Genomic DNA, 14,380 nt, shown 5'->3' on the forward strand with positions numbered 1-14,380 from the left:
CGGGAAGCGGGATTTTATTCCCGCTTTGAACATTCTAAGAGGTAGGTGATGGGAAATTGAAAGATGTATCATTTAAACTTGCTGGAGTGGTCCTTTCACTCTTTGTAGTTTGGACATTAAATTTTTATCCTTTAGGTCCTGATTTATTTAGACCCGCCATTGTCCTATTATCAGCCATAATTATTTTCACTGTTTATAAATCAAAATTCCGATGGCTCGATTATATTTTACTGATTCTAGGTGTTATTACGTTTGGATATGCGCTGAGAGAAATAGAAGGTATATTGGATAGGGCGGGGATTTTTACCACTAATCTAGATTTAATTTTTGGAACGCTTGCTATTTTACTTATATTAGAAATGACCCGAAGAACCGTTGGGATAGCACTTCCAGTAATAGGGTTATTGTTTTTCTTATATGCAGTCTATGGGCACATGTTACCTGGAGACCTTGCTCATAATGGATATTCTTATAAGAGGGTTATTACTGCACTTTTTACGTATAACGGGATCTTCGGAATGCCTTTAGCTGTCGCTGCAACTTTTGTTGCCATGTTTATTGTATTTGCCGCAATTTTGGAGTTAACAGGAGTTGGGAAGATCTTTTTGGATTTATCAAAAGGGATTGCCGGAAGAACAAGAGGCGGTCCGGCAAAAATGGCTACTCTAGCTAGTGCCTTATTTGGTAGTATTTCTGGTAGTGCCGTTGCAAATGTTGCATCAACAGGTTCGTTTACAATTCCTATGATGAAAAAACTAGGTTATAAAGGAACTTTTGCTGCAGCGGTTGAATCGGCTGCTTCCACCGGTGGTCAGATTATGCCCCCGATTATGGCAGCTGGAGCCTTTTTAATGGCTGATATTTTAGGAGTGCCTTACTCAGAAATAATGAAGGCGGCACTCATTCCAGCCATTCTCTATTTTGTTACTATCTGGTTTTCTATTGACTTGCGATCTGCTAGGAGAAATCTTAAGGGATTACCAGCGAATGAACTTCCAAATGTCAAGAAACTACTATTAAAAGATGGGATGATGCTCATTCCACTTCTAGTGTTAATCATCGAACTTGCAGTATTTAAAGTTTCTCCAATACGTGCGGCCTTAATTGCAATCTTCATTTCATTAATTCTCAGCCTATTCAGCAAACAGAGAAGACCTAATATAAAGGGAATCTATGATTCTTTATTTGAAGCATCCAAGGGGATTGTGTCTATTATTGCACCAGTTGCTTGTGCAGGGATTGTTATCGGTGTCATCGGATTAACTGGGGTAGGTGGAAAAATTGCTAGTGCAGTAATTAGCCTTTCTGGCGGAAGTCTATTTATAGCTCTTGTACTTGCTATGGTGACGGCAATAATTTTTGGAATGGGTTTACCAACCACAGTTTCTTATTTACTAGTTGTAGCTGTTTTGGCGCCTGTATTGTCTGAGCTAGGTATTGCGCCAATAGCTGCACATTTATTTATCTTTTACTATGCTTGTTTATCGGGAATTACTCCACCGGTTGCACTTGCAGCTTATACAGGTGCCAATATTGCGGGTGCACCACCGATGAAGACAGCATTTGAAGCCAGCAGATTAGCTATTGCAGCCTATGTATTGCCCTTCTTATTTGTATTAGAGCCAGCACTATTAATGAATGGTTCAGGGGCGGAGGTGATTGTTCAGACTACCATCGCAATGGTTGGTATACTCGCACTTGCTTCAAGCTTAGAGGGATGGCTTTTCGGGGAATTATCAAGACTAAAGAGAGGGATATTATTTACAGCTTCCATTATTTTAATTATTCCAGAGTGGGTGACAGATATAATAGGAATCTTACTTTTGGTTGTAATTGCCTCTTTACAATTCATTAAATCAAGATCATCACAATATTCAAATAATGATTCCAAAATGGAAACATAAATATTCAAAAAGAGCCGTCTAGGCTCTTTTTTTTAGTTCTCGAGGGACCTTTTCGGTAAATGGTATAACTGTTCCAATTTTGGAACGCGCTGAACTTAAAGTGTTATCTGTAAGGCATTTCCTTTATATATATAACAAGGTTTTTATAAAAAAGTAGGTTTGGCACGAATATTGCATTGTTTTATGTAAAGAAGATTTATTTTAAAGGAGGAAATGCTATGGGTTATAAATTAGGTGTAGATGTAGGGGGAACCTTTACAGACCTTTGTCTGTTTAATGAAATTCAGCGAGAAACAAAGGTCTTAAAACTTCCTTCAACACCAGAAGATCCTTCCAAAGCAATTATAGAAGGTATTAAAAATATATTGAAATTAAATAATGTAGAAGCCGAATCTATTCAATATGTGGTCCATGGTACCACGGTTGGAACAAATGCAGCAATTGAGCGAAAAGGAGCCAAAACGGCACTAATAACGACAGAGGGATTTCGTGATTTATTAGAGTTAGCTAGACAGACTAGACCTTCTATTTACAATTTATTTAAAGATAAACCAGATCCATTGATTAATAGAAGCCTTCGTAAAGAAGTTACCGAACGATTAAACTTTGATGGTTCCGTAGATACAGCAATTAATAAAGAACAAGTAGAGCAAGTAATCAAAGACCTTGTAAAAGATGACATTAAAGCTGTTTCAGTATGTTTCTTACACTCATATGTAAATCCGGTCCATGAGCAACTCGTAAAAGAGATGATCCAAGAGATACTACCAGATGTCTATGTGTCCATTTCTAGTGAAGTGCTATCTGAATACAGGGAATATGAGCGTTTAACCACCACCACCTTAAATAGTTATTTAGGTCCTGTTGTGAGTCAATATGTCACAAACTTTGCCGAAAATGTTGAAAAAATAGGAATTCCAGTTAAACCGTATATTAACCAATCCAATAGTGGGGTTATGTCCATTGAGGTGACAAAAAACAACCCTGTTCGGACAGCCTTGTCTGGTCCAAGTGCAGGTGTATCAGGCGCTGCGCACATTGCAAAATTAGCTGGTTATGAAAATATTATTACATTTGATATGGGAGGAACAAGTACAGACGTAACTTTAATTGAAAACTCTACCCCAAAAGTCTCTACAGGAAAATCAGTAGCAGGATTCCCTGTTCAAGTACCTATGACAGATGTTCATGCTGTTGGTGCGGGTGGTGGTAGCATTGCATGGGTGGATAATGGAGGAATATTAAAAGTGGGACCTCATAGTGCTGGAGCAAATCCAGGGCCTGCTGCTTATGATCGCGGTGGTACAGAACCAACGGTAACAGATGCTAATGTCTTCCTTAAAAGACTAAACCCTGAGTATATTCTAGACGGTAGTATGAAAATAAATTATCAGGCTGCTAATGGTGTGATTACAGATAAATTGACCAATCAACTCGGGCTTCAAACAGAGGAAGCTGCAAAAGGAATTATTAAGATTGTTAATTCCAATATGGTACGCGCCATACGTGTGGTATCCGTGGAGCAAGGACATGATCCTCGAGAATTTACCCTCGTTGCATTCGGTGGTGCGGGAGCCTTACATGCTGCTGATGTTGCCAGAGAATTAGGGATGAAGAAAGTATTAATTCCAGAAAACCCAGGTATCCTTTGCGCACTGGGCCTACTTGTTTCCGATTTAAGAATGGACTATGTCAGAACAAAGCGCTTATTATCTGGCATTTCGAATCTTCCTTTAATCAATCAGGAGTTGGATCAATTAAAGGACCAAGCCAATCAATGGCTACAACAGGAAAATGTGCCGGATGAGCAACGACTGATTGAATGTAAGATTGATATGCGTTATTTAGGGCAAAACTATGAGCTCTCGATTCCAATAAGCGGGGAACTCAAAACGGCAGAGGATTTACAAAACTTAAAGAATATATTCCATACAGAACACCAAAAGACGTATGGGTACGCCAATGAAAAAGAAGAAATTGAGTTTATTAACTATCGAGCAGTAGCAAAAGGGGAAGTATCCAAAATCGATATGCGAAACTACGAAATAGGAGATAATGATCCTTCGCAAGCATTAGTAGGAGAGAGAGAAGTTTATTTTGAAGAAGAAGGCTCGTTTGTCAAAACGTCGATTTACAAAAGGAAAAGACTGGTACCAAATAATATCATCGAAGGTCCTGCAATTGTAGAACAGATGGATTCTACCGTTGTGATTCCGCCTAACTGTAAAGCGGAAATAGATTTATATCTTAATATCATTATCACTTTATAAGGAGGAACTGACATGCAAACAAGATCTATTGATCCGATAACAATAGAGGTAATGGGGAATGCCTTGCTATCCATTGCCGAAGAAATGAGTGTGACACTTGTACGCACCTCGTATTCTACCAATATCAAAGAAAGAAAAGATTCTTCTACAGCTATTTTTAATGAAAAAGGGGAGACGATTGCCCAAGCTGCCGCCATACCCGTTCACCTTGGGTCCATGCTTGGAATATGCAAGGAAATACTCGGAAAATATTCTTTGGTGGATATCCACCCAGGAGATATGTTTATTGCCAATGATCCTTATAATGGTGGAGGAACCCACTTACCGGACATCACCATTGCACAGCCCGTATTTAAAGACGGGAAAATCCATGCCTTTGTTGCAAACATTGCCCATCATTCAGATATTGGTGGAAGAGTGGCCGGCAGCTCTTCGGGAGATTGTACTAGTATCTTCCAGGAAGGGTTGAGAATTCCACCAATAAAGATTTGTGAAAAAGGAAAAATCAAGCAAGATATTCTAGATATGATACTCCTAAACTGCAGAACACCTCGAGAAAGATTAGGAGATTTATGGGCTCAAATCGCTTCTAATCGAATTGGGGAAAAAAGAATACAAGAAGTAATCAATAAATATGGAGAGTTTATGTTTAAGGAAGGAATGGCAGCCTTCCTGAATTATTCGGAAAAGAAGATTCGTGACGGCATTAGCAAAATTCCAGACGGTTCTTATGAATTTACCGATTACTTAGATGATGATGGAATTGAACTAGAAAAAACAAATTTACCTATTAAAGTAACCGTTACCGTACAGCATGACAACATTTTACTTGATTTCACAGGCTCATGTAACCAAGTAAAAGGTGGGATTAACGTGGTGAAGACTGCCTTATATGCCACTGTTTATTATGCCTTAAAAGCCATTATTGACCCGGATATCCCTTCCAATGCAGGTTATTACAGGGCGATAAAAGTGGTTGCACCTGAAGGTACTATCGTAAATGCAGTACCGCCAGCAGCAGTAGGGGGAAGAACAGACACTTGTCAAAGAATTGTGGATGTTATATTCGGGGCACTTGCAAAAGCAGTACCAAATCAAGTGGTTGCAGGTTGTAATAGTGCTGTAACGACCGTTCTGTTTTCGGGCGTAGACCCACGAAACAACAATTTCTTCGTGTATCCAGAATCACTGGGGGGAGGTCTAGGAGCAAGACCTTATAAGGATGGAATGGATGGGGTCCACGTGCATGTCACGAATTCCTCTAACTTACCAATTGAGTGCCTAGAAATGGAATATCCGATTAAGATTGACCGTTTTGAACTTATTCAAGATTCTGGTGGTGCAGGAGAATACCGCGGAGGACTTGGAATTCGCCGAGACTACAAGATTCTAGCTCCGTTGGAATTTGCTTCCCATGCGGACCGACAAAAAAATGCACCTTGGGGATTACTCGGTGGCCTACCTGGGAAGACTGGCAAGTTTGTCATTAACCCAGGTACGGAAAACGAAAGGATTCTCCCATCGGGGAAGGTTTCTGAAATCAAACTCAATCCAGGGGACATTTTAAGTGCTCAAACACCAGGGTCAGGTGGATATGGAGATCCATCCGACCGTGTGAAGGAAAAGATTGTGAAAGATCTTTTGAATGAAAAGAACAGTAAAAGCGAAGTGCAAAAAAGCTATGGCTTTGAGCTTTAGACAGCTTTCACATACATGATACACACTTCTGTCTTTAGAAAAAAATCTTAAAAAGGATGGGCGTTATGAATCAATTCAAAATGCTTTTTTTAAATCAACATGATGTGAAAGAGTGTGGCGGAGACCAAATGCCATTATTTATTGAAACAATGGAAAAAGTATTTGCACTTCATGGAAAAGAGGATTATGTTCTCCCACATAAAACAGTCCTTCGTTGGGGAGATCTTGATTCGGAATCTACGCTCGGTCGAATTAATTCAATGCCAGGTCATATAGGAGGGGAATTTGGTGCATGTGGTATTAAGTGGATTTCAAGTGCACCCAATAACCCATTTAAGCATAATCTTCCTCGTGCCACAGGAATCGTCATTTTAAATGATCCTGAAACGCTACTTCCGATTGCGATCATGGATGGAACACTTATTAGTGCCATGAGAACAGGAGCGAATTCAGGAGTTGTGGCCAAACACTTAGCAAAAAAAGATGCAAAAGTACTTGGGCTAGTAGGAGCAGGTGTGCAAAATCGGACACAATTATTAGCTATCTACCATTCAGTGCCGTCATTAGAAAGAGTTAAGATTACAGATCTTGATCCGGTACGTGCTCAAAGTTTTGTTGACCAAATGAAAGAAATAATTCCATTACCGATTGAAGTGGTGAAAAATGCGGATGATGCGGTGAGAGGATCCGATATTTTTATTACAGCAACAGTCACTAAAAAACCGATTGTCCAACCAGAATGGGTTGAGAACGGTTCCCTTTATATTCATGTTGGCAGCCACGAGTGTGAATTTGATGTCATTCATCGATCAAACAAAATCATCGTCGATGATTGGGAGGAATTGAAGCACAGAGGTGTAGAAACTATTTCGATTATGTATAAAAATCAAGAATTTGATGAAACCAACTTATATGCCGAGCTGGGGGAAATTGTCACTGGTAAGAAGGCAGGAAGGGAAAATGATTCCGAGAAAATTTACTTTAACAGCTGTGGTATGGGGATACAGGATATTGCTATGGCGAAGGTCATTTACGAAAAGGCATTAAAAGATAACCGCGGAGAATGGCTTTCTCTCTGGGAACAGCCTGCCTTTATGTAATTAAAACATCCTAAGGCAGTGATCAATTAGTCACTGCCTATTTCCTTTAAATTAATATGAAAAAGCAGGTTGATAGAAGATGTTGCTAATTCCTAAAGCCCATCTGCCAAAGAAATTATTCTACGGGAAATTCATTTTCTTAATGTGCTTCCTGTATATACTAAGTTTCATTTTTGAAACCATGTATATAGAGATTGTGTATAGTACAGTAATTTTGCTCGTTTTTATGATTTCGTTATGGAAAGCTAACAAAATACTTTCCTTCTTTAGTGTTGGTATGGCTATAACGGGAATCATAATCATCGTTTTAAAGGGTGGGGGAGTTGAAGAACTTTCAACAGGAATAAAAGTCAATATCCCCATTTTGACCTTAATGCTTTTGGCTCCCTTAATATCGATACCTTTTCGTTTAGGAGGCTATCTTTATCCTATTCAAGCTTACTTAATAAAAATTTATAAAAACTCAAATAAATTTTTTCTATTAACAACCATTTTTATTTTTTTTATTGGACCGATCATGAGCCTTGGAGTAATTAAAATTTTACACGATCTAATAGAAGATTTTAAAGTGAACCCTGAATTTCTCGCCAAAAGTTATCTAGGTGGCTATTCAACAGTCGTTATCTGGTCTCCCTATCACGCATCCGTTGCACTTGTTCTTTATTATTTAGATGTATCAATTAGAGAGTATTTTCCATTAGCACTAGGATTATCACTTATTCTATTAGTTATTCTAAATGGTTTATATAGGATAAGTAAAAAGAAGCAACCAGATGATATTACCTTAATTGACCATATTGAGGGATCTAAACATAGATCACACCATTCACTAAAGAGGCTACTCATTCTAGTATTCTTTCTCATGGGATTGATATTAAGTGTTGAATATGTGACCAAGTGGCCAATGGTCTTTATTGTTTCTTTAACAGCAATATTGTTCCCCTTAATCTGGTCACTTGTAAAAAAAAGAATAGAATCTACTCTGATAGAATTTAATAAATTTAGTGAAAACCTGGCAGGAAAATCAAATAACGAGGTTGTTTTATTTATTAGCGCTGGTTTATTAGGGACTGCATTAAAGGATACATGGATTTTGGAAAGGTTTCATTTTCTCTTAGGCACTATTTATGAAGAATCTTATTTTATTTTTATGTTGTTTATCATTTTTATCATCATCCTCTTTACTTTTATTGGCATTCACCAAGTGGTAATAGTGACTGCATTATTAATTCAAATTGATCCTGAAACAATGGGAACATCATCTGTATTACTAGCTCTGTTGTTTATGTTGGCTTGGTCATTGTCAGCTGTATTAAGCCCTGTTAACCCATTAAATATAATCGTTAGCAATCTAGTAAACCGACGAGGAATCATTTTAGGAGCAAAATTAAATGGCGTTTATTTATTCCTTATGGTTTTAGTAGGGTGTGCTTATATTTATATTCTTCATCTATTCATAGATGGAGTGGTCTAATACGCACACTGTCGTTTAGATAGAAAAATAATTGTTAAGAAGGTGTTATTATGCACATCGAAAATCACCCAGTGTTTGGGAAGCAAATGCATGAACCTGTAACCATTTATTTTAATGGTAATGAATATAAGGCTTATAAAAACCAAACGGTTGCTTCAGCCCTTATCGCAAATGGCGTTAAAAAGTTCGGAGTAAGTAGAAAGCTTGTTCAATCAAGAGGATTGTTTTGTTCTCGAGGAAGGTGTTGTAGCTGCTATATGACAGTAAATGGGGAGCACCATGTACGTACATGTATGAAGAAAGTAGAAGAAGGAATGGATATCTATCCGAACTTAGAAGACCCAGAGGTAAGGAGGGATTGAGATGGATACGGACGTTCTTATAATTGGGGCAGGACCAGCTGGACTTTCAGCTGCATATGAAACGGCATCAAGAGGATTAGAGGTGATGGTTGTGGATGAAACCCTCACAAAAGGAGGTCAGCTCATACAGCAGACACAGCAAATTCATTCTTTACCCTCTTTATTTCCGCCAATGCGTGGATTTGAACTAGCTAATAGATTAAAAGAAGCCTTAAAAAACTTACCTATTCAATGCTTACTAGGACACCGAGTGGTTGGCTTATATAAGGATGGCAGTATTGGAATTACCAATGAGGAGGACGTATTCCCAGTAAAAGCAAAAAAAATAATTGTAGCAACGGGCGCTTCGGAAAATGCCATTTCATTTCCAAAGTGGACGTTACCTGGGGTTATGACGATTGGAGCGGCTCAAACACTCATAAACAGGGACTTTGTTGTTCCAGGGAAAGAAGCCGTAATCGTTGGATCGAGTGATTTTACAATGGATGTCGTTCTACAGCTTTTAGCAGTTGGGGTTAAGGTAAAAGGGATAGTGGAAGAAGGGAATACAGCTGTTTCGAAAAATACGGATCTGGTTAACCAGGTTAAAGAAACTGGTGTTCCTCTTTATTTCGGTTCTTCAATAAAAGAAGCAAGAGGAAATGGCGAGGTCGAGGAAATCGATATAGAGACGACCAAAGAGCTTTTAACGGTTCCTGTTGATTTAGTATGCATAGATGGCGGAAGAGCGCCTATTTTGGATGTTTTTTATCAACTAGGTTGTGCTTTTGGTTATCAGGAAAAGCTGGGAGGATGGATTCCACTGTATAATACCAAGTTTCAAACCAACCGAGAGGAGATCTTTCTAGCTGGTAATGCTGGTGGAATCAGTACGCAAGGAGTCTTAATTCTAACCGGTATGATAGCTGGGGTTAGTGTATGTGAATCCTTCAATCTAATAAAAATGGAAGAGGCAGAGCGAATAAGAGGGTCTCTCTGGGAGGAACTCGAGATATTTGAGAATAAGTTGGATGCCGCAAAATGGCAGGGGCGAAAAAAGCATATGGAGAACTTTAAAGTTCCGCTAATTAAAGATCAATTTATATCGTAGACTGATAGACTCTAAACTAGAAGGTGAAATATGTTGGAGAAATCAACTATTATTTGTCGATGTGAAGAAATTACCTGTGAAGAAATAGAGGAAGTGATTGGGCTAGGTGCAAGAACCTTAGATGATATCAAAAGATTAACACGTTGTGGTATGGGTCCTTGTCAGTCAAAAATCTGTGCAAATCTTGTTACAAAAGTGATACATGAAAAAACCGGTACACCGATAAAGGAGATTCCACTACCAAGAATGAGAATGCCTATATCTCCCATTAAACTTGAAACATTAGCTACGGAAGTCTCAGGTAATTCTACAGAAAAAGATAACTTGAATAAAATGGTCATAGAAGAAGGTAAGGTGAGATAAATGGAAACAAGATATGAGACCATTATTATTGGAGGAGGTGTAGTTGGCAATAGTATTGCTTATCACCTTTCTGAACGGTATAAAGAAGGCTTGTTGGTGCTTGATAAGAAATTTCCGATGACTGGAACATCAGGGTCTACTCAGGCTTGGGTGTGGGTACATACTAAAAATCCAGCTTGGTATGCTGAATTTAGCATGTATAGCGCTGAACTCTATCCATATTTATCAAAAAAAATTGGCGATGTGGAGTTTAAAAGGACTGGTGGTTTAGCTCCTTTTTTTAAGGAAGAAGATAGGGAAAAGGCCAAACAGCTAGCGGAAGACTATCAAAAAGTGGGTATTAAAATTAAAGTCTTATCAAGAGAAGAAGTACTTGAAAAAGAGCCAGCAATCAACCCAAATGTAGCTGGAGCAACCTTTAGTTCGATTGACGGGAACGTGAATCCATTTCGCTTAATCGATATGTATATGAGAGCTGCCAAGAAAAACAGTGTCGATTACTCTACGTATAACAAAGTCACAAACATTGAAAGACAAAATGGGAAATTTATCATCAATACAGATAACGAAATATACCAGTGCAAAAAACTAATTTTATCCGGTGGTATTTGGTCAAGGGAATTAGGAAAAATGCTTGGGGTTCATATTCCTGTAAACCAGCAAAGAGGGCAAATATTAGTTACCGAACCCCAAAAGCCATTTCTCAACCATACGATAAGAGGGATGAGACAGGCAAATAATGGAGAGGTATTAGTTGGGTATTCAAAAGAATCTGTTGGATTTGATCGGTCTACTACCCTAGATATCATGCAGGAAACAGCAAATATGGCTATCAAATATGTCCCAGCCTTAAAAAAGGCTAAAATTGTCCGTGCATTTTCTGGGATTCGAGCAATGCCTGAAGATGGCTTCCCTATTTTAGGCGAGGTTCCTAGTATCGATGATCTTTATGTGGCAACCACACATAGTGGTGTAACCTTGTCTCCCCTCATAGGTACACTTATGGCTGAGTTAATCATTGATGGAGAAACATCTATTCCAATTGATAGATTCTCAGTTAGCCGATTTAATTAGGATTGGAAATACCAATTATTACAGGGGACCAGTGCCTATGACACTCCAGGATTTTCTTGTATACAGGACGTATCAACCAAGAATAAGGAAATGTACCATATTATTAAATTTTTTCTAATCTATATTTGACCGCACGATGAATCTTTCACTCGTGCGGTTTTTCCAATTTATTAAATTTTGGTGCGTTTTTGGCTTTCGGAACCTTTACGGGAAACAATGAATCACAGGTAGGTAATGGTAAGGATTCCACCCCTTGTCATAAAACGTCCACAAATTCCTAAAAACCATCCTGTCCGATTTTTCCCATTTTCCCCTATATGAACAATGAAAGCTATGTTCATAAAAAAGGAAAGTGTCAGGCACCTTTTCCTTCATGTGTGGTAAAAAAAGTGTCCTAACTGTCAGCAACGTTTATTTTGGATTTCTTCCTATCCACACTATCTCCAAAGATAGTATGTGGCAAAAAAGTGCATACTTGTTTGGGAATTTATCTCTGCTTATAATACATTCAAACTTCAAGTTAGGAGAGTTCGTAAAAAATATACACTTCTGAGTTTCCGACGTTTTGGCTAGGTTGCTCCATAATCAATCGGTGTTCACGAAGATTTTGCTATAGTATTACAATCACTTGTTCTGGTAAAATTTGCTGACCATGTTTAAAGCAATTATATGTAGAATAAACTCTATCATCAGTAAAAATGGGAGCTGTTTTATGTACAACTCCCATTTTTATTATTAAAATTTGTGTTAGCGTTGTTGTAGGAAATCCTCGGTAGAAATTACATTTGCGTACATACCATTAAGTGCGCCGACAAATGCATAATGAACCTGTTCTGCTGGAACTTTCTTTTCTTGATAAGATAAGTCTAGTGTTGCACAAGCATCTTCTATAAGTGTAGTTTCAAAGCCTAGATCAACTGCAGCTCTAACAGTTGCATCAATACACATATGTGTCATCATCCCTACAACGACTACCTTCGTTACACCTTTTTCACTTAATTTGCTTTCTAAATCAGTCTTCAAAAAGCTGTTAGGGAAATTTTTTACGATGATGTTTTCGTTTTCTAATGGTCGAACCGTTTCATGTATTTCAGCTCCCTCTGTATCTGGAAGAAAGAAGCCTACCTCCGGACTACCTGCGATATGCTGAACATGAAAAATATGATCTTTGTTATTTTGTCTAAACCAATCAAGAACTTTAGCAGCATTAGCGGCCGCTTTATCCGGATTGCTTAACTCCATCTTTCCATTAGGAAAATAGTCGTTTTGTATATCAACAATGATTAAAGCTGTACTCATTTTATCCACCTCATTAACAAGTTTTTATTACAAGTATGATGATATACAATATCTTCATTTCTATCGATACTTTGATGAAACACATTTAGCTCAAAGCATTTCATGGTGAAAGGAATTTATTATGGAACTTGATAATATTGATTTTCAAATCCTTCGGTTACTATCCGAAAATTCACGTATTCAATGGAAAGACCTAGGTCAACAAATTCATATGACAGGACAAGCTGTAGGAAATCGTATAAAAAAACTTGAGGAAAGTGGAGTGATTAAAGCCTATACTTTACTAGTAGATGAAATGAAATTAGGCCTGACCTATACAGCGTTTGTTATTATCTATATGAAAACAGCAAACCATGATTCGTTTATACGTTTTGTTCATGATCGAAATGAGGTACTTGAAGTTCACCGGGTATCAGGAGAAGGATGTTACCATTTAAAAATAAAAGTTAGATCCCAGGAAGAAGTGAATCTTTTTCTTAATCAACTTCTCGAATATGGGAATTATAGTATCCATTTATCCATTCAAGAGGTTAAACAACAGAATCCGTTGACTGCCACATGACAAAAAACGTTTGCTTTTCCTAAGTATAGTATTTTAAAGCATTCTGGAATGTTTATAGGATTCACTTTTTATCGTTGCTGCTTGTTTGTTTTCAAAAACTCGGAACTGTAAAATAAAATGAATGAAGGACTGAAATTCTTGATTATACAAGCGTTTCAGTCCTTTTTACATTTTCATCAAGAGATTCTCCTCGCCCTCAGTTAAGGCCTAATCCTCTCTAGAACATTAAATTATTTGTAATTTGTTGTTATGGTTTTCATCCTTCGTTATTAAGCTTGTTAAGAAAATTATTCTGCCAGATTCTATGAGCATCCATGTGTTTATCAACAAGTGTTGTAAAGTCTTCAATTGCCTCTCTATTGCTATACAGTGGAGCCTTATTAGTAATCATATAAATCGACCTATGGGGGGGATCTTCAATAAACGGAATAATAGTAATATCTTCAAAATTTCCGGTAAGTGAGTAGGCAGCACTTATCGGAACAATTAGCCATGAATCCTGATCAAGTAAATCGAATGACAATAAAGTGGAGTCAGTAACTAATTTAGGGTTTAAGCCTTGTGAGAAATATTTATTGTGCCATTTTAAGTATTGATCCCCCCAATTTAAAAAAATTTGCTCTTCTGGATTTAAATTTTTGGGGTCAATCGATTTTGAATTGCTCATATTTTTGCTTTTGGTTACTAAGACCATTTTCTCATCCAAAATTTCTTTATGTTCAATTTGATTCATAGGGATATTATGTAAAACAAAACCAATATCAATAATTCTTGCTGCTACTTGCTCATAAATTTCATCTGTATGCTGAGTCTTTATAGTTAATTTGACATTGGGGTTTTTAAATATTTCCTTATATATTTTCCTAAACAAGTAATTGTTTACGCTGTCTACTACTCCAATGGATACGGTTTTTTTAAAAGAAGAGGAGCTGAAGTTATTAATTCTATCATTTATGATTTCCCAGTCGAGGACAATCGACATAAAATCTTTCCCATGATCGGTTAATTTAATATGTTTAAATCCCCTGTCCCTTTCCACCAGCGTTATACCAAGTTCATCTTCAAGGGTTTTCAACCGGTAGCTGACAGCAGACTGAGACAAATAAAGCTTTTCTGCTGTTTTCGTTATATTCAATGTCTTTGCCAAAACGGCAAATGTTTCAAGTAATTTATAATTCATCAAA

At 37.6% G+C, this 14,380-nt stretch carries 12 protein-coding genes; 10 read left to right on the forward strand and 2 right to left on the reverse strand.

Annotation, left to right across the window (positions count from 1 at the left end; all coding sequences use genetic code 11):
- Positions 1–56 precede the first annotated feature (56 nt).
- The 9 genes from LG336_RS08805 (at position 57) to LG336_RS08845 (ending at position 11,335) form a co-directional block, all read left to right on the forward strand.
- Positions 57–1,904, forward strand: coding sequence for a TRAP transporter permease (locus tag LG336_RS08805; protein ID WP_404332203.1), 1,848 nt, complete (start codon positions 57–59; stop codon positions 1,902–1,904).
- A gap of 218 nt (positions 1,905–2,122) precedes the next feature.
- Positions 2,123–4,174: a hydantoinase/oxoprolinase family protein gene (locus tag LG336_RS08810; RefSeq protein WP_404332205.1), complete on the forward strand. Its 2,052-nt coding sequence runs from the start codon at positions 2,123–2,125 to the stop codon at positions 4,172–4,174.
- 12 nt (positions 4,175–4,186) lie between these two features.
- A complete protein-coding gene (locus LG336_RS08815; protein WP_404332207.1) occupies positions 4,187–5,872 on the forward strand; it encodes a hydantoinase B/oxoprolinase family protein in 1,686 nt (561 codons plus the stop codon).
- 149 nt (positions 5,873–6,021) lie between these two features.
- Positions 6,022–6,972 (forward strand): hypothetical protein, encoded by a 951-nt coding sequence (locus LG336_RS08820; protein ID WP_404333120.1) that lies wholly within the window; start codon positions 6,022–6,024, stop codon positions 6,970–6,972.
- A gap of 79 nt (positions 6,973–7,051) precedes the next feature.
- Positions 7,052–8,446, forward strand: a complete 1,395-nt coding sequence (locus LG336_RS08825) for a hypothetical protein (RefSeq protein WP_404332209.1) — start codon at positions 7,052–7,054, stop codon at positions 8,444–8,446.
- A gap of 50 nt (positions 8,447–8,496) precedes the next feature.
- Positions 8,497–8,808, forward strand: a complete 312-nt coding sequence (locus LG336_RS08830; RefSeq protein ID WP_404332210.1) for a (2Fe-2S)-binding protein — start codon at positions 8,497–8,499, stop codon at positions 8,806–8,808.
- Between the two features lies 1 nt (position 8,809).
- On the forward strand, positions 8,810–9,898 hold the full coding sequence (locus LG336_RS08835; RefSeq protein ID WP_404332211.1) for an NAD(P)/FAD-dependent oxidoreductase: 1,089 nt from the start codon (positions 8,810–8,812) through the stop codon (positions 9,896–9,898).
- Positions 9,899–9,928: 30 nt separating this feature from the next.
- Entirely contained in the window at positions 9,929–10,261 is a 333-nt protein-coding gene (locus tag LG336_RS08840) for a (2Fe-2S)-binding protein (protein ID WP_404332212.1), read from the forward strand.
- Positions 10,262–11,335, forward strand: coding sequence for an NAD(P)/FAD-dependent oxidoreductase (locus LG336_RS08845; protein WP_404332213.1), 1,074 nt, complete (start codon positions 10,262–10,264; stop codon positions 11,333–11,335).
- A gap of 747 nt (positions 11,336–12,082) precedes the next feature.
- On the opposite strand, the gene LG336_RS08850 is transcribed toward LG336_RS08845, so the two are convergent.
- Positions 12,083–12,634 carry a cysteine hydrolase family protein gene (locus LG336_RS08850; protein ID WP_404332214.1) on the reverse strand — a complete coding sequence of 184 codons (552 nt, stop codon included), beginning with the start codon at positions 12,632–12,634 and terminating at the stop codon, positions 12,083–12,085.
- A 121-nt stretch (positions 12,635–12,755) separates the two neighbouring features.
- Here LG336_RS08850 and LG336_RS08855 point away from each other — a divergent pair, with 121 nt between their 5' ends.
- The gene (locus LG336_RS08855) at positions 12,756–13,196 is read left to right on the forward strand and encodes an Lrp/AsnC family transcriptional regulator (RefSeq protein WP_404332215.1); all 441 of its coding nucleotides are present in this window, start codon (positions 12,756–12,758) and stop codon (positions 13,194–13,196) included.
- A 256-nt stretch (positions 13,197–13,452) separates the two neighbouring features.
- On the opposite strand, the gene LG336_RS08860 is transcribed toward LG336_RS08855, so the two are convergent.
- The gene (locus LG336_RS08860; protein WP_404332216.1) at positions 13,453–14,376 is read right to left on the reverse strand and encodes a LysR family transcriptional regulator; all 924 of its coding nucleotides are present in this window, start codon (positions 14,374–14,376) and stop codon (positions 13,453–13,455) included.
- Positions 14,377–14,380: the final 4 nt, after the last annotated feature.

It is taken from the genome of Mesobacillus maritimus (assembly GCF_044803185.1).
Taxonomy (GTDB): Bacteria; Bacillota; Bacilli; order Bacillales; family Cytobacillaceae; genus Mesobacillus_B; species Mesobacillus_B maritimus_B.